Origin of the sequence: Oerskovia paurometabola, from assembly GCF_016907365.1 — a bacterium.
Classification (GTDB): Bacteria; Actinomycetota; Actinomycetes; order Actinomycetales; family Cellulomonadaceae; genus Oerskovia; species Oerskovia paurometabola.
The window spans coordinates 1,100,646-1,118,519 of sequence record NZ_JAFBBV010000001.1; the positions used below are offsets into that span (position 1 = coordinate 1,100,646).

Here is a 17,874-nt window from a genome sequence, read left to right on the forward strand (position 1 = left end):
CGCGCGTCGGCCATGGAGCCGGGCCCCGTGCGAGGCGTCACAGCGCGGACCGTCGAGGGTGACGGGCCGAGAAGGACCCGGAGGCCACCCCCTCCCGGTCGAGCAGGTCCCGGCTGGTACCCGGGACGGGCTCGGACGACCGGGAGGGCGTGGCTGCCGGGCGCACCCCGTACAGCAATGGAGCGCACGGGATACACCCGGCATCGCTCCCTTCCTCGTCGCAGCAAGGTTGGAGCAACGTGATCATCTCTGATTCCCCTGCCCGCAGCACAACCCGAGGCCGGACGTCCCGTCCGTCCCGCAGCCGGACGGCGCGACCGTGGGCGGCCGCCGTGGGGGTCCTCGCACTGGGGGCGACGACCGCCCTCGCGGTCACCCCGGCGGCCTTCGCGGCCACCGAGCCGGTCCTTCCGGCGGGCGCCTGGGTCGACCAGTTCGACACGGCCGAGCTCGGCTCGGCCTGGGACGTCGTCAACCCGGTCCCGTCGGCGTGGTCGCTCGCGACGACGCCCGGGTCGTTGACCCTGACGTCCCAGACGGGCGACACCTACCAGGAGGCGAACACCGCGAAGAACGTCTTCATGGTGGACGTCCCCGTGGGCGACTTCACGGTCGTGACCAAGGTGTCGGCCCCGGTCGGCAAGGTCTACCAGGGCGCGGGCCTCATCGCGTGGAAGGACATGGACAACTACGTCCGTGCAGGTCTGACGTACGTGGGCAGCCTGTCGCCCTCGGCGCGCGCGATCGAGCTCGACAACGAGACGGGCGGGAAGTTCACGGCCGCGTCGTTCACCGACCGTGCGGGCTCGACGGGCGAGACGCTGCGCATGCAGCGCACCGGTGACACGCTCGCGGTGTCCTACTGGGACGCCACCGCGGGGGACTGGAAGCCCGCGGGCTCGACGACGGTCACGTTCGACGTCACCCAGGTCGGCCTCTACGCCCTCGCGGCGCAGGACGGTTCGACGCACGCCGCGACGTTCGACTACGTCGCGGTCGACGCGGCCGAGGGCCAGGACGTCGTCCCGACGGGCACGTTCTCGCTCGACGGCCCGGCCGACCACAAGCACCTCGTCCTGACGGACACGGGCCTGTCGTTCGTCGCGCAACGCCCGGCGTCGCCGCTGGGCCTGGTGGCCACGGCGGTCGCCGGCGGGCCCGACGGCGCCGCGACGCTCGCGCAGGCGGGCACCGGTCTGCCGGTGGTCGTCGCGAGCGACGGGCGGATCACGCTCGGGGCCGCCGACGCCGCCCCGGCCCAGGTGCGGCTGACCGACGTGGGCGGCGGCAAGCTCGCGCTGCGCGTGCCGGGCGCCGCTGCCGGGGAGTTCGCGGGGGTGCGCGCCGCGGACGGAGCCCTGGTGCTCGGCGCCGAGGACGCGGCCGTCAGGCTCACGCTCACCGCACTGTCGTCGGCCGAGCACACGCTCGCGATCGACGCCGCGGGCGAGACCGTCGAGATGAGCGACGACCTGTACGGCATCTTCTACGAGGACATCAACTACGCCGCGGACGGCGGGCTGTACGCCGAGCTCGTGCGCAACCGCTCGTTCGAGTTCAACTCGTCGGACAACTCGTCCTTCACGGGGCTCACGGCCTGGGAGCGGGTCGACCGCAACGGCGGCACCGCGACCACGACGGTGGTGACCGACGCGCAGCGCCTCAACGACAGCAACCGCTACTACCTCCGGCTCGACGCGACCGCGGCCGGCGCGGGCGTGCGCAACGCGGGCTTCAACACGGGCCTCTTCCTCGAGAAGGGCCAGAAGTACGACTTCTCGGTGTGGGCGCGCTCCGCCGTCGGGCAGGACCTGACCGTGCAGGTGGAGGACGCCGCGGCGGGGACCACCTACGCGACCGGGAAGGTGACCGTCGCCGGCACCGACACCTGGAAGAAGTACTCGGTGACCCTCACCGCGACCGAGACCACCTCGGCCGGGCGCCTCGCGGTCCTCGCGGGGGCCGCAGGCACCGTGCGCTTCGACATGGTCTCGCTCATGCCGCAGGACACCTGGGTCGGGCCGGTCAACGGCAAGACCCACCTGCGTAAGGACCTCGCCGAGAAGATCGACGCCATGAACCCGCAGTTCCTGCGGTTCCCGGGCGGCTGCGTGACCAACGCGGGCACGTTCGACACCTACCTCGAGAGCAACGGCACCGACCGTCGGCGCACGTACCAGTGGAAGGAGACCATCGGGCCGGTCGAGGAGCGGGCCACGAACTGGAACTTCTGGGGCTACAACCAGTCGTACGGGATCGGGTACTACGAGTACTTCACGTTCGCCGAGGACCTCGGCGCGACGCCCCTGCCCGTCCTGTCGGTCGGCGCCAACGGCTGCGGCAGCACCATCCCCGAGATGAAGGACGACGTCCGGATCCAGCGCTGGGTCCAGGACACGCTCGACCTCGTCGAGTTCGCCAACGGTGACGTCACGACCGAGTGGGGCGCGGTGCGCGCCGAGCTAGGCCACCCCGAGCCGTTCGGCCTGAAGTACCTCGGACTCGGCAACGAGGAGAACACCAAGACGTTCGAGGCGAACTTCCCGAAGTTCAAGGACGCCGTGCGCGCCGCGTACCCCGACGTCCAGATCATCTCGAACTCGGGTCCGGACGACACGGGCCAGCGGTTCGACGAGCTCTGGGAGTTCAACCGTGCGCAGGAGGTCGACCTGGTCGACGAGCACTACTACAACGACCCGAGCTGGTTCCTCGAGAACGCCGACCGCTACGACGACTACGACCGCGAGGGCCCGCACGTGTTCCTCGGCGAGTACGCGTCGCGCGGCAACACGTTCTTCAACGCGCTGTCCGAGGCCGCCTTCATGACGGGCCTCGAGCGCAACTCCGACGTCGTCGAGCTCGCGTCGTACGCGCCGCTGCTCTCCAACGAGTCGTACGTGCAGTGGTCGCCCGACGCGATCTGGTTCGACAACGACGAGTCGTGGGGCACGCCCAACTACTACGTCCAGGAGCTGTTCGCGAACAACGTGGGTGACGAGGTCGTCCCGTCGGTGCACACGGCAAGCACGGGCGACGCGGCCGGTCTTCTGGACGGGGGTGTCTTCCTGTCCACGTGGTCGACCAGCGCGTCGTACGACAACGTCGTGGTCACCGACAACGCGAGCGGCGACGTCCTGTTCCAGGACGGGTTCGACGACGCCACCCAGTGGTCTCCCGTGACCGGGACGTGGGCCGCGCAGGACGGCGTCTACACGCAGTCCTCGACGTCCGTGACCGACGCGCGCTCGATCGTCACGGGCGCGTACGCCAAGGACTGGAAGAACTACACGCTCGAGCTCGACGCCCGCAAGATCGCCGGGTCCGAGGGGTTCCTGGTGGGCTTCGCCGCGGGCGGCCCGGACGACTACTACTGGTGGAACATCGGCGGCTGGAACAACACCCGTTCGGTCCTCCAGCGGGCCGACGGCGGCAGCGCCGCCGAGATCGCCGCGGTCGAGAACAAGAGCGTCGAGACGGGCCAGGGCTACAAGGTCAAGGTCGTGGTCCAGGGCAGCACCATCGAGCTCTACCTGGACGGCCAGCTCCAGATCTCGTACGAGCAGCCCGCCGCGAAGTCGCTCTACCAGGTCGTCACGCGCGACGAGGAGTCCGGCGACCTCGTGGTCAAGGTCGTCAACCCGACCGCGACCGCGGCGGACACGGCCGTGACGGTCGCGGGCCAGGAGATCGCGGCCCAGGCCACGGTCACCGAGATGGTCGGCGCGCCCACGGACACCAACACCAAGGCGAACCCGCGGGCGATCGTGCCCGTCGAGCGGACCTGGGGCGGGGCGTCCAACGCGTTCGACTACACGTTCCCGGCCTACTCGGTCACGTTCCTGCGCCTGCAGGCGGCCGGCACCGAGGCCGAGCCCGTGGACCTCGCGGTCACGGCCAAGGCGCAGTGCGTCGCGGGCCGCGCGAACCTCTCGGTGCGTGCGGTCAACGGCGAGGACGAAGCCGTGACCGTGGCGTTCACGACGCCGTTCGGGACCAAGACGTTCGCGTCGGTCGGACCCGGCAAGAGCGCGTCGCAGTCGTTCAACTCGCGCGCGGTCTCGGTCCCTGCGGGGACCGCGACGGTCGTGGGCACGATCGGCACGGGGCCGGGGGCCCGCTCGACCACGTTCGACGTCGAGTACCCGGCCACGACCTGCGGCTGACGACCGCACCAGCTCCGCCGGGGTCGCGGGACCACCTCGCGGACCCGGCGTGACCCCTCCGGTCCACCCGGGCCGGTGACAGCACGAGCACGACCTGCAGTACCTGCACCACCCGCACCACAAGGACGCGGGGGACCGTCGGGCCGGCACGACCGGCCCGACGGCCCCCAGCAGGGGGCGCTCAACGACGAGACGGCGAGAGGCCACGAACCACATGACCACCCGACACGACCCGGCGCAGACCACGCCCTCGGCCCGACGGAGGGCCCCCCGCGGGGCGAGAGACGTCCTCGGGGGCGCGCTGAGCATCGCTCTGCTCGCCCCGATGGCCCTGGCAGGACCGGCGGCGGCCCTGGCCCCGGCCCCCGCACGCCCGACGACGGCGCTCGCCCCGGCGGTGCCGGCCGCCACCGAGACGAGTGCCACAGAGGCCCCCACCCCCACGGCCGACGGCCTGAAGCTCTGGTACAAGCTCGACGAGCTGAGCGGCACGGTCGCCCACGACGCCTCGGGCTCGGGCCGTGACGGCACGCTCGTCGGCGGCGGAGACTGGACCGACGGGCAGGGGCTCACGTTCGGCGGCTCGAGCTACGTGGACCTCCCCGACGACCTCCTGGCCGGCTACTCGGCCGTGACGGTCAGCGCCGACGTGTGGATCGACTCGTCGCTGAGCGGCAACTACTTCTTCTACAACCTGGGCAACACGGCCGTGGGCTCACCGCAGTCGGGCAGCGGCTACCTCTTCTCCTCGGGCAACGCGAACTACCGCGCGTCCGTCTCGAACGCCGCGTGGGGTGCCGAGCAGAACACGGCCAAGTCGCCGTCCGCGGCCCTCGCGCGTGGCGTCTGGAAGACCGTCACCTACACGCAGGGCGCCGGCACGGGGCGCCTCTACGAGGACGGCGCGCAGGTCGGCGTCAACACGGCCGTGACCCACACGCCGGGCTCGATCGGCAACGGGAAGACGACCGCCAACTACCTCGGCAAGTCCGCCTATGCGGCCGACAACCTCTTCAAGGGGCGCATCAAGGACTTCCGCCTCTACGACCGCGCGCTCACGGCCGCCGAGGTCGCCGACCTCAGCACCACGAACGCCGCGGCGTCGCTCTCCGCCGACGTCAGCGCCCTGTCCCTCGGGGACACGAGCGCCGTGGCCAAGAACCTCACGCTGCCCGCGAAGGGCACGGGCGGCTCGACCGTCACCTGGGCGACCTCGGACGCGAGCGTCGTGACGTCGTCGGGCGTCATCACCCAGCCCGTCGGTCAGGCGCACACCGCGACACTGACCGCGACGCTCTCGCTGCGCGGCCAGAGCGCCACCAGGACGTTCGACGTCACCGTGGTGCCCGGCACGGGCGACCAGGGCGTCGTCGACGCCGCGGCCGCCGCGCTCGAGGTCAAGAACCTCGACGACGTCCGCGGCAACCTCACGCTGCCGACCACGGGATCCGAGGGCACCACGGTCACCTGGGCGACCACGGCCCCCACGGTCGTCACGCCGTCGGGCGAGGTCACGCGCCCCGCGCACGGCCAGGCCGACCAGACGGTCACGCTGACCGCGACCGTGAGCAAGGGGCAGGCCACGGCCACGCGGGCGTTCGCCGCGACGGTCCCCGCGCTCCCCGAGCAGCAGGACTTCGCGGGCTACCTGTTCTCCTACTTCATCGGTGAGGGCTACGCGACCGGCGAGCAGGTCTACTTCGGCCTGAGCAAGGGCAACGACCCGCTCAGGTACCGCAACCTCAACGACAACCAGCCCGTGCTGACGTCGAGCCTGGGGGAGCAGGGGCTGCGCGACCCGTTCGTCATCCGTTCGCCCGAGGGCGACAAGTTCTACCAGATCGCGACCGACCTCAAGATCCACGGCAACGGCAACTGGGACGCGTCCCAGCGCACGGGCTCCAAGTCGATCATGGTCTGGGAGTCGACCGACCTGGTGAGCTGGACCGACCAGCGCCTCGTCCAGGTCTCCCCGGAGACCGCGGGCAACACGTGGGCCCCGGAGGCGTACTACGACGAGACGATCGGCGCCTACGTCGTGTTCTGGGCCTCCAAGCTCTACGAGGAGGACGACCCGGGCCACACGGCCAACACCTACAACCGCATGATGTACACCACGACCCGCGACTTCTACACGTTCACCGAGCCGCAGGTGTGGGTCGACCCGGGCTACTCGGTCATCGACTCGACCGTGATCGAGCACGACGGCGAGTTCTACCGCTTCACCAAGGACGAGCGGAACAACACGTCCACGACGCCGTGCTCCAAGTTCGTGCTGGGCGAGAAGGCGAGCGAGCTGCGCTCGCTGAGCTACGACTTCATCACCGACTGCATCGGCAAGGCCAACTCGCTCGGCGGCGGCATCAACCAGGGCGAGGGCCCGACCATCTTCAAGTCGAACACCGAGGAGAAGTGGTACCTGTTCATCGACGAGTTCGGCGGCCGCGGCTACGTGCCCTTCGAGACGACCGACCTCAACGCCGACGAGTGGAAGATGTCCACGGGCTACGAGATGCCCTCGCGACCGCGCCACGGCACGGTCCTGCCCGTGACGCAGACCGAGTACGACGCGCTGCTCAAGGGCTACCAGCCCGACGCGTTCGTCGAGTCGGCGCAGGACGTCACGGCCGTCGTGAGCGTCGGTGACGCACCGGTCCTGCCGGCCACGGTCGCCACACGCACCGCAGCCGGCACGACCACCCAGACCGCGGTCACGTGGGACGCGATCGACCCCGCGAGCTACGCGCAGGCCGGGACCTTCGAGGTCACGGGCTCGCTCGGCGCCGGCGTGAGCGTGCGTGCCAAGGCCGTCGTGACCGTGGTCGAGGGCGACGTCCCCGTCACGGGCCTGACGGTCTCGCCCACCTCGACGCAGGTCACGGTCGGATCGGCACGCTCGCTCACCGCGACCGTGACCCCCGCCAACGCCACGGCCCGCACCATCACCTGGACGAGCGCCGACCCGTCGGTCGCGACCGTCGTCTCCAACGGGCCCTCCGCGGGCACCGTGCGCGGCGTCGCGGCGGGCAGCACGACCGTGACCGCCACGACCGCGGACGGGTCGCGCACCGCGACCGTCACGATCGACGTGACGAAGGAGATCCCGGGCCTGGTGGTCCAGTACCGCCTGGACGAGACGAGCGGCACGCAGGCCGTGAACTCGGCGCCGAGCAGCGCCGTCGGTCCCGCGACCGTCGTGGGCGGGGCCGCTCGAAACGGCACGGACGGCGTGCGTCTCGACGGGGTCGACGACCACGTCAGGCTGCCCGACGACGTGCTCAAGGGCCTGACGGAGATCACCGTCTCGCTCGACGTGCGCATCGACATCGCCCAGTCCACGCCCTACTTCATCTACGGCCTGGGCAACACGAGCGGGTCGAGCGGCAACGGCTACCTCTTCACGACGGGGGACGCGTACCGCACGGCCATCGCCTCGGGGAACTACACGACCGAGCAGAACACGACCAAGGGCTCGAACCTCGCCCGCGGCGTGTGGAAGCACCTGACGTACACGCAGTCGGGCACCACCGGCACCCTCTACGAGGACGGGATCCAGGTCGCGCGGAACACCGACGTGACCACGACCCCCGGATCGATCGGTAACGGCACCACGGTCGCGAACTACATCGGCCGCTCGCTCTACTCGGGCGACAAGTACCTCAAGGGCGACGTCCGCGACTTCCGCGTCTACGACCACGCCCTGAGCGCCGACGAGGTCAAGGACCTCGGTCAGGACCACTCGGCCGTCACGGGAGCCGAGCTCGCCGAGCTCAAGGTCGCCGCGATCGTCGACGGCGGGTCCAGCACGGTCACGCTCCCCGTGGTGCCCGGCACCGACCGCTCCGCGCTCGCGCCTCGCCTGGTCGTGTCCGACCGTGCGACCGTGACGCCCGCCAACGGCTCGGTGCAGGACCTCACGCAGCCCGTGACCTACACCGTGACCGGCCCCGACGGGGCCGCGCGCACGTGGACCGTCCAGGCCAAGGAGATGCGCAGCCCGGTCCTGCCGGGCCTGTACGCGGACCCGAACATCGCGGTCTTCGACGGGGTCTACTACATCTACGCGACCACGGACGGCACCCCCGGCTGGGGCGGCAAGGACTTCTACGTGTGGAAGTCGACCGACCTCGCGAGCTGGGAGCGCTCGGCCGAGCCGTTCCTCACGCTCGACGGCGCTGCGGGCGACGTCTCCTGGGCCACGGGCAACGCGTGGGCGCCGACCATCATCGAGCGCGACGGGAAGTACTACTTCTACTTCTCGGGCCACAACCCGACCTACGACCGCAAGACGATCGGTGTCGCGGTCGCGGACAGCCCCGAGGGGCCCTTCACCGCGCAGCCGACGGCCATGATCACCAACGGGGAGGCCGTCACGACGGGGCAGGCGATCGACCCAGCGGCGTTCGAGGACCCGCAGACCGGCACGTTCTACCTGTTCTGGGGCAACGGCAGCAACGCGCCGCTGTACGCGGAGCTGAACGACGACATGGTCTCGGTCAAGCAGGACACCATCACGAAGTTCGGTGGTCTGACGAACTTCCGCGAGGGCCTGTTCCTCAACTACCGCGAGGGGACCTACCACCTGACCTACTCGATCGACGACACGGGCTCGGAGAACTACCGGGTCGGGTACGCGACGTCGACGAGCATCGACGGGCCGTGGACCTACCGCGGCGTGATCCTCGAGAAGGACGTGTCCCAGGGCATCCTCGGGACCGGCCACAGCTCGATCGTCCAGGTCCCCGGGACCGACGAGTGGTACATCGCGTACCACCGCTTCGCGATCCCCGGCGGCGACGGGAACCACCGCGAGACGACCATCGACCGGCTCACGTTCGGTGAGGACGGCCTCATCCAGAAGGTCGTCCCGACGCTCGAGAGCGTGCCGCCGCTCGACGTGACCGAGCCCGCCCAGGTCGAGGTCGACGTCACGGTCGCGCCCAAGTGCGTGGCCGGCAAGGCCGCGCTCACGGTGCTCGTACGGAACATCGAGGAGGTGCCCGTCGACGTGGTCGTGACCACGCCGCTCGGGACCAAGACCTTCCTCCAGGTCGCGCCGGGCAGGCTCGCGTCGCAGACGCTCTCGGCCCGCGCGGTGACGCTCGCGGCCGGGAAGGTCACGGTCACGGCCCAGGCCGTGCTCGACGGCGCCCCGGTCACCACGGCCTACGACGTCACCTACGCAGCGACCAGCTGCGGCTGACCCACCTGGCCCCCGCCGAGAAGTGAGTAGATGCCCCAGATGTGGGCTCAAGAGGGGCATCTACTCACTTCTCGGCGAGGGTCCCGCCCGCACCACGAACCGAAGGAGCACATCGTGAGAAGAACCAGGGGACGTCTCGTTGCAGCGAGCGTCGCCGTCGCCCTGAGCACCGGGCTGACGACCACCGCCGTGGCAGCCGCTGATCCGGCCCTGCCCGAGGCCGGGCTCGTCGCCTGGTACAAGCTCGACGAGGCGAGCGGCACGTCGGCCGCGAACTCCGCGCCGGGCTCTACGTTCGGGGCGGCCACGGTCGTCGGGGCCGCGCGCAGCGCGAACGGCATCACGCTCGACGGGACCGACGACCACGTCCGGCTCCCCGACAGCTTGCTCAAGAACCTGACCTCGGTCACGGTCGACCTCGACGTCCTGGTCGACACGGCCCAGGCCACGCCCTACTTCATCTGGGGCATGGGCAACACGAGCGGCTCGAACGGCAACGGCTACCTGTTCACCACGGGCAACGCCTACCGGACCGGGATCGCGTCCGGCAACTGGTCGACCGAGCAGAACACGACCAAGGGCACCAACCTCGCGCGCGGGGTGTGGAAGCACCTGACCTACACGCAGACCGGCACGACCGGGACCCTCTACGAGGACGGAGTCCAGGTCGCGCAGAACACCGCGGTCACCACGACCCCCGGCTCGATCGGCGCCGGGACGACGACCGCCAACTACATCGGCCGCTCGCTCTACTCGGGCGACAAGTACCTCAAGGGCCAGGTCCGCGACTTCCGCGTCTACGACCGGGCGCTGCCCGCCAACGACGTCGCGGACCTCGCGCAGAAGACCTCGGCAGCGGCCGCAGGAGCCGACGCCGCCGCCCTCGACCTGGGCGACACGAGCGCCGTCACGAGCAACCTCACGCTCCCGGTCACGGGCGCGCAGGGCTCGACCATCGCGTGGACGACCTCGCACGCGGACGTCGTGACGTCGTCGGGCAAGGTCACCCAGCCCGCCGCCGGCCGGCCGGCCGCGAGCGTGACCCTGACGGCCTCGGTCACGCGCGGCGCCGTGACGCTCCCGCGGGCCTTCACCGTGGTCGTCCCCCCGGCCCTCGACGACGCCCAGGCGGCCGCCTGGGACGCGCAGCACGCCGTCGTGACCAACATCGCCGACGTCCGCGGCAACCTCACGCTCCCGACCAAGGGTGCGCAGGGCTCGACCCTGACGTGGACGTCCTCGGCGCCCGGCACCGTGAGCGACACGGGAGTGGTGCACCGCCCCGTGCACGGCGCGGGCGACACCGAGGTGACGCTCACGGTCACCGCGACCAAGGGCACCGCGACCTCGACCCAGCCCCGCACCGCGACGGTCCGCCAGGCCCCCGAGGCCCAGGAGCCCGCGGCGTACTTCTTCCCCTACTTCAAGGGCGAGAGCACGGCCGACGGTGAGGAGATCTACTTCGCCGCGAGCCAGGGCAACGACCCGCTCAAGTGGCAGGAGCTGAACGACGACAAGACCGTCCTGCACTCGGGCCTGGGGGAGAAGGGTCTGCGCGACCCGTTCGTCATCCGCTCGCCCGAGGGCGACAAGTTCTTCCTCGTCGCGACCGACCTCAAGATCTACGGCGGCAACAACTTCGGCAACGCGCAGGAGCGCGGCTCGCTGAGCCTCATGGTCTGGGAGTCGACCGACCTCGTGAGCTGGTCCGACCAGCGCATGGTCAAGGTCTCGAGCGACTACGCGGGCAACACCTGGGCCCCCGAGGCGTTCTACGACGAGGCCGCGGGCGAGTACGTCGTGTACTGGGCCTCGGCTCTCTACCCGACGACCGACAGCAGCGACCGCAAGATCGCCACGAGCTACCAGCGCATGATGTACGCCACGACGCGTGACTTCGTGACCTTCAGCGAGCCCCGGATCTGGGTCGACAACAAGCGCGGCACGGGCCTCGGCATCATCGACGCCTCGGTGACCAGGGTGGGCGACACGTACTACCGCTTCATCAAGGACGAGAAGTACATGACGGTCCGGAGCGAGAAGTCCACGGACCTGCGCGCCACGAGCTGGGACCTCATCACCGAGAACATCGGCGTGGGGCAGCCCAACGGCTACGGCGGCACCTTCACGGCGGGCGAGGGACCCACGGTCTTCAAGTCCAACACCGAGGAGAAGTGGTACGTCTTCATGGACCAGCCCAGCTACCACGGCGGCAAGGGCTACGTCCCGTTCGAGTCGACGGACCTCGACTCGGGGGTCTGGACCAAGTCCGAGCCCGCGACGCTGCCTGTGAGCCCTCGCCACGGCACGGTGCTCCCGGTCACGCAGGCCGAGTACGACCGCCTGCTCGCGCACTACCAGCCCGACGCGTTCGTGGCCTCGGCCGCCCCCGTCACGGTCACGACTGCCGCGGGTACAGCGCCGGTCCTGCCGGCCACGGTCGCCGCGACGTACGGCGACGGTGCGACCAAGGACCTCGCGGTCACGTGGGACGCGGTCGACCCCGCGTCCTGGGCGCAGGCCGGCACGTTCGCGGTCAGCGGGTCGTTCGGTCCGTCGATCACGACGCGGGCCGCCGCCACGGTCACCGTGACGGCCCCCGTCGACCCCGAGCCCGACCCCGACCTCGCGGTCGAGGTCTCGGCCACGGCGAAGTGCGTGGCGGGCAAGGTCGCCGTGTCGGTGCGTGCGGTCAACCATGAGGACGTGCCGGTCGACCTCAAGGCGACCTCGCCGTTCGGGTCCAAGACGTTCACCGGCGTGGCTCCCGGCAGGTCGGCGTCCCAGGCGTTCGCGACGCGCGAGGGCTCGGTCGCGGAGGGGGTCGTCACGATCACCGCGAGCACGACGGGCGCCTCGCCCGTGACCGCGACGATCGAGGCCTCGTACCCGGCCCTCGCGTGCGGTTGATGCGCTGACCCGACGACAGCCGTGGGGCGAGGAGTCCTGCCTCGCCCCACGGTCCGCCCCGGCCGCGCGACGGAGCGCCGGGAGAGGACCGGGCGTCGCCGTCCCCCGGGTGCTCGACGACACGGGTTGATCGTGATTCCGCGAGAGTCGTCGCGACTCGCGTCGCCGCCCAGGGCAGCGCACCCGGGAGCGCGGGCGTGCCGCGCCGTCGGGCACAATCGGGGCATGAGCGCTGGTGCGGTGAGGCGGGGGCGTCGACCCGCGGGGGAGGACACCCGGGCGGCGATCGTGGCCGCGGCGCGCGAGGAGTTCGCCGCCAAGGGCTTCGACGCGGTCAGCATGCGCGGCGTGGCCCGGGCGGCCGGGGTGGATCCCGGGCTCGTCCGGCACTACTTCGACGGCAAGGGCGAGCTGTTCGCGGCCTCGCTCGTCCCCGCTGGAGCGGACCCGCAGGCGCTCGCGGGCCGGTTCGCGCAGGGCGGGCTGGACGGGCTGGGGGAGCGGCTGGCCCGCACGGTCCTCGCGGTGTGGGACGCCCCGGACGGCCAGGTCCAGCTGCGGCTCGTGCTGTCCGGGATGCTGTCGGCGGACGAGCACGTCCAGGAGCTGCCGCGCTATCTCCAGCGGACGGTGTTCGACCAGGTCGCGGCCCTCCTGCCGCGGGCCGTCGCGGCCCGGCGCGTGAGCCTCGTGGCGAGCCAGGTGCTCGGGGTGCTGGTCGCGCGTCACCTGCTGCGCCTCGAGCCCGTGGCGTCGATGCCGGCGGACGAGCTCGCGCTCTCGATCGCTCCGACGCTCCAGCGCTTCCTCGAGGGTGCGGACGAGGGTCTTGTGCCGGGTCCGCACGAGGAGCACAATTCCTCACATGGGGAATAACGGGCCCGTCATCAGCGTCCAGGGGCTGCGCGTCGACCGCGGCGGGACCACGGTGCTGCACGCCCTCGACCTCACCGTGCCCGAGCGGCAGGTCGTCGGGCTCCTCGGGCCCAGCGGCAGCGGCAAGACCACGCTCCTGCGCACGCTCGTCGGTGTCCAGATGGTCACGGCCGGGACCGTGCACGTGCTCGGGCGGCCCGCGGGGCACCCCACGCTGCGCCACCAGGTCGGCTACGTGACCCAGTCGCCCAGCGTCTACGCCGACCTCAGCGTGACCGAGAACCTGCGCTACTTCGCGTCGATCCTCGGGGTGGGCCCCCGCGACGTCTCACGCGTGATCGACGCGGTGGACCTCGCACGGCACGCTCGCCGCCGGGTCGGCACGCTGTCGGGCGGCGAGCGCTCGCGCGTCTCGCTCGCGGCCGCGCTCCTGGGCGAGCCGCGGCTGCTCGTGCTCGACGAGCCGACCGTCGGTCTCGACCCCGTCCTGCGCCGTGACCTGTGGGACCTGTTCGCCCGGCTGCGCGACGCCGGGACGTCGTTGCTCGTGTCGTCGCACGTCATGGACGAGGCGACCCGCTGCGACCGGCTCCTGCTGCTGCGCGACGGTCGCCTGCTCGCGGACGACACCCTCCCCGGGCTCCTGGAGCGCACGGGCGCCCACGACGTCGAGCACGCGTTCCTGCGCCTCGTCGAGGACACGTCCGTGCCCGACGGCGCCGCGCCCGCCAGGAGTCCGCGCCACCTCGGAGGGGAGCCGTCGTGAGCACGCCCGACGCACGCGGCTCGGCCACCCTCTCGACGGGCACGTCGACGCACCAGGGAGCCGCGCCCGACCGGCGGGCCCCGCGTGCGGCCAGCCCGCGCCTGACCCTCGCGACCGCAGGCAGGGTCCTGCGCCAGGTACGCCACGACCCGCGGACCATCGCCCTGCTCGTCGTGCTGCCGTGCGTGCTGCTGGGTCTCATCGCCTGGATGTTCGACGGCACGCCCGTGCTCGACCAGTTCGGCCCGATCCTCGTGGGCCTGTTCCCCATGATCATCATGTTCCTCGTCACGAGCGTCACGACGCTGCGCGAGCGTCAGTCCGGGACGCTCGAGCGCCTCATGACCATGCCGATCGGCAAGGGCGACTTCGTGGGCGGGTACGCCCTGGCGTTCGCGCTGCTCGCGACCGTGCAGGCCCTCGTCGTCGTGGCGTTCGCCGTGTGGGTCTGCGGCATGGAGGTGTCCGGACCGGTGTGGGTCGTCGTGCTCGTCGCGGTGCTCGACGCGATCCTGGGCTCGTGCCTCGGGCTCGCGGCCTCGGCGCTGGCGCGCTCGGAGTTCCAGGCGGTCCAGCTCATGCCCGTGATCCTGTTCCCGCAGCTCATCACGTGCGGGCTGCTCATGCCCCGCGACGAGATGCCCGCGGTGCTCGAGGCGATCAGCCGCGTGCTGCCCCTGACGTACGGCGTCTCGGCGCTGCAGGACGTCGCAGCCGGCGGGACCTTCGCGGACGTGAGCGGCGCCGTCGCCGTCATCGTCGCGTTCATCGTCGGAGCGATCGTGCTGGGGACCCTGACCTTGCGGCGCCGCACGGTCTAGCAGACGACTTCTCACCCGCTCCCACCTTCCGACGGGGCCGACCTCCGTGGGAGGATCAGCGCGCTCGGGGGCGGAAAGCGACAAAGGAGTACGTACGTGCGAATCGTGGACCCACGGGCAGGCTCCCGCCCGCTCGGCGGTGCGGCAGCGGCCTCGCTGCTGCTCGGCGGCCTGCTGCTCGGCACCGGACCCGCTGCGGCGAGCGCGGGGTCGCTCACCGGTGACCGCGACCCGCAGGGCGTCGGCCTCCAGGTCGACGTCTCAGGGGTCACCAGCCAGTCGCAGGTCGAGGCCGACGCGCAGGGCGCGGTGCCAGGCGGCGCGCTGGGCGTCCGCGGCTCGGGGCTGGTCCCGCTCACGCCCTACGACGTCCACCTCCACTCCGCCTACGCGGCACCCGTCCGGCTCGCCACCGCGATCTCCCTCGCCGACGGCACGTTCGGGCTCTCGGCCCTCCTGCCCGGCTCGGTGCAGCCAGGGACGCACTTCGTGCGCGTGACCGACCCCGGGACCGGGGGCTACCTCGACACGGCGCCCTTCGAGATCGGGGCGCCTGCCGAGCCCGGCGGGAGCGCGGGCGGCGCAGAGCCGGGCACCGGGGCGGGACCCGTGGTGGGCGGCGCCGACGACGGAGGCCTGGCGGCGACCGGCCCGCTCGACGCCGAGCCGGTCGCTGCCGGGAAGGCGCACCTCGAGGCGGACGACGCAGCAGGCCTGGCGTTCACCGGGGCGGCCGTCGTGGGGGCGCTCGCCGCTGCGGGAGCGCTCGTCGTCGCGGGCGTCGTCGCGCTCACGGGAGCCCGACGCCGGCGACGCGCGCGGACGACCTGAGCGACGCCGTCGGGCCCGGGCGCCTGCGCGAGCCACCTCGGCGGGCCCTCAGGGGCGGGCCGCGAACCGTTCCAGCAGCTCGGCGTGCCCCGAGACGATGAGCAGGTCGTTCGCCGAGATGCGCGTGCTGGGCTCGGCGTACACGAAGTCCTGCCCCGGGGACTTCACGCCGATGATCGTCACGCCGTACCGTTCGCGGACCTTCGTCTGCTCGATCGTGAAGCCCTGCGTCTCCTTCGGGGGGCGCATCTTGACGATCGTGAAACCGTCCTCGACCTCGATGTAGTCGAGCAGCTTGCCCGAGACCAGGTGCGCGACGCGACTGCCCGCGTCGGCCTCCGGGAAGACGACGTGGTGCGCGCCGATGCGCTGCAGGATACGCCCGTGCTCGGCGGAGATGGCCTTGGCCCAGATCTGCGGGGTCCCGAGGTCCACGAGGTTGCCCGTGATGAGCACGCTCGCCTCGAGCGACGTGCCCACGCCGACCACCGCGACGGGGAAGTCGCGCGCGCCGAGCTGCTCGAGGGCGGTCGGGTTCGAGGCGTCGGCCTCGACGAGGGGGATCTGGCCCGACCACTGCGCGATGAGCTCGGGGGAGCGCTCGACCGCGAGCACGTCCTGCCCGAGCCGGTCGAGCGTCGCCGCGATCGCGGACCCGAACCGGCCGAGGCCGATCACGAGCACGCCCGCGTTCTTCTCGGGGGCCTTCTTGTCGGGCACCTTGGGGGCCTTTCGTCGAGAGGGGTACTGGAGGCTGGGGTAGGTACTGGGGTCTCTGAGGGGTTCTGAGCGACCTGTGCGGCGGCCGGCCCGGGCCGGTCAGCCGATGATGGGGCGTTCCTCGGGATAGCGGATGACGCGGCGCCGGTCGCGCAGCGCGAGCGCTGCCGCCAATGTCATGGTCCCGGTACGGCCGATGAACATCAACACGACGAGCACGTACTTGCCGGCCGTCGGCAGGTCGGCGGTCACGCCCGTCGACAGGCCCACGGTCGCGAACGCGGAGATGGTCTCGAAGAGGATCACGTCGAGCGTCCAGCCCGTGATCTCCAGGAGCAGGAGGCTCGCGACGAGCACGGCCGTGGCGCCGATGAACGACACGGCGACCGCGAGCCGCAGGGTCTCGCGCGGGACGCGACGTCCGAAGGCCTCCAGGTCGCGGTCCCCGCGGGCTTCCGAGACGATCGCGAGCAGCATGACAGCGAGCGTCGTGACCTTGATGCCGCCTGCGGTCGACGCGCTGCCGCCACCGACGAACATGAGCGCGTCGGTGATGAGCCAGCTCGACTCGTGCATGCCGTTGATGTCGATCGTCGAGAAGCCCGCCGACCGCGGCATGACCCCGGCGAAGAGCGAGGCGAGGACCTTCTCGTTGAGGCTCAGCGGCCCCAGGGTCTTCTCGTTGGTCCACTCGAACGCCGCGAACAGGACCACGGCCACGACGACCAGGACCGCGCTCGTCGTCAGCGTCAGCTTGGTGTGCAGGCTCCACCGCGAGGCGCGCCTGCGGTTGCGCATGATGTTGAGGATGACGGGGAAGCCGAGCGACCCGATGAAGACGCCGACGATGATCGGCATGAGCAGCATCCAGTCGCCCACGTAGGGCGTCAGGCCCTCGGCCGTCGGGATGAAGCCCGCGTTGTTGAACGCCGAGATCCCGTAGAACAACCCGTGCCAGGCCGCCTCCCCGAACGTCTCCTCGAGCACGATGAAGCGCGGCAGGAGCAGGAGCGCGATGGTCAGCTCGATGGTGGTCGACGTGATGATGACGACCCGGACGAGCGAGCCGACCTCGCCGAGCCGCGTCGTCTTGGTCTCCGAGGCGGTGAGCAGCTTCTGCGTGAGGCCGATGCGTCGCGAGACGGCCATGCCGAGGATCGAGGCGAGCGTCATGACGCCCAGGCCGCCGATCTTGATCCCCACGAGGATCACGACCTGCCCGTAGGTGGACCAGTACGTCCCGGTCGGGACGACCACGAGGCCCGTGACGCACACGGCCGACGTCGCCGTGAACAGCGCGTCGATGAACGGCGCCGATCTCCCGGACGTCGTGGCCCACGGCGCCATGAGGAGCAGCGTGAAGAGGGAGATCACGGCCGCGAAGACCGTCACCGCGAGGCGGGCAGGGGAGTGTCGGGCGAGGCGGTCGACCAGCTCGCGACCTGCGAAGAAACGCCCGGAGACGCCCTGGGCCATCGGTCCTCCGTCTCCCTGTCCGTGCGTCCTCGTCCGGGTGGACGGGTGGTGCCGGGGCCCCTGCGGGACCGAACCGGTCGCCGTGCGTGCCGATGTGTCGCCCAACTC

The 17,874-nt window shown here is 71.4% G+C and carries 9 protein-coding genes; 7 read left to right on the forward strand and 2 right to left on the reverse strand.

Features of this window, described 5'->3' with window-relative positions:
* Window positions 1-332 precede the first annotated feature (332 nt).
* From JOD48_RS04960 to JOD48_RS05000, 7 genes are all read left to right on the forward strand, one after another.
* A complete protein-coding gene (locus tag JOD48_RS04960; RefSeq protein WP_204807844.1) occupies window positions 333-4,163 on the forward strand; it encodes an alpha-L-arabinofuranosidase family protein in 3,831 nt (1,276 codons plus the stop codon).
* Between the two features lie 214 nt (window positions 4,164-4,377).
* A complete protein-coding gene (locus tag JOD48_RS19440; protein ID WP_239527334.1) occupies window positions 4,378-9,366 on the forward strand; it encodes a family 43 glycosylhydrolase in 4,989 nt (1,662 codons plus the stop codon).
* A 114-nt stretch (window positions 9,367-9,480) separates the two neighbouring features.
* Entirely contained in the window at window positions 9,481-12,276 is a 2,796-nt protein-coding gene (locus JOD48_RS04980; RefSeq protein WP_204807847.1) for an immunoglobulin-like domain-containing protein, read from the forward strand.
* Between the two features lie 225 nt (window positions 12,277-12,501).
* On the forward strand, window positions 12,502-13,152 hold the full coding sequence (locus JOD48_RS04985; protein ID WP_191791705.1) for a TetR/AcrR family transcriptional regulator: 651 nt from the start codon (window positions 12,502-12,504) through the stop codon (window positions 13,150-13,152).
* Window positions 13,142-13,918 (forward strand): ABC transporter ATP-binding protein, encoded by a 777-nt coding sequence (locus tag JOD48_RS04990; protein ID WP_204807849.1) that lies wholly within the window; start codon window positions 13,142-13,144, stop codon window positions 13,916-13,918. Before JOD48_RS04985 ends, JOD48_RS04990 begins: the two co-directional genes overlap by 11 nt.
* Window positions 13,919-14,019: 101 nt before the next feature.
* Window positions 14,020-14,739, forward strand: a complete 720-nt coding sequence (locus tag JOD48_RS04995) for an ABC transporter permease (RefSeq protein WP_191791768.1) — start codon at window positions 14,020-14,022, stop codon at window positions 14,737-14,739.
* A gap of 96 nt (window positions 14,740-14,835) precedes the next feature.
* Complete coding sequence (locus tag JOD48_RS05000) at window positions 14,836-15,570, forward strand: hypothetical protein (protein WP_204807851.1); 735 nt, start codon at window positions 14,836-14,838, stop codon at window positions 15,568-15,570.
* Window positions 15,571-15,618: 48 nt separating this feature from the next.
* On the opposite strand, the gene JOD48_RS05005 is transcribed toward JOD48_RS05000, so the two are convergent.
* Window positions 15,619-16,290 (reverse strand): potassium channel family protein, encoded by a 672-nt coding sequence (locus JOD48_RS05005; RefSeq protein ID WP_191791708.1) that lies wholly within the window; start codon window positions 16,288-16,290, stop codon window positions 15,619-15,621.
* Window positions 16,291-16,389: 99 nt separating this feature from the next.
* Complete coding sequence (locus JOD48_RS05010) at window positions 16,390-17,766, reverse strand: TrkH family potassium uptake protein (protein WP_191791709.1); 1,377 nt, start codon at window positions 17,764-17,766, stop codon at window positions 16,390-16,392.
* Window positions 17,767-17,874: the final 108 nt, after the last annotated feature.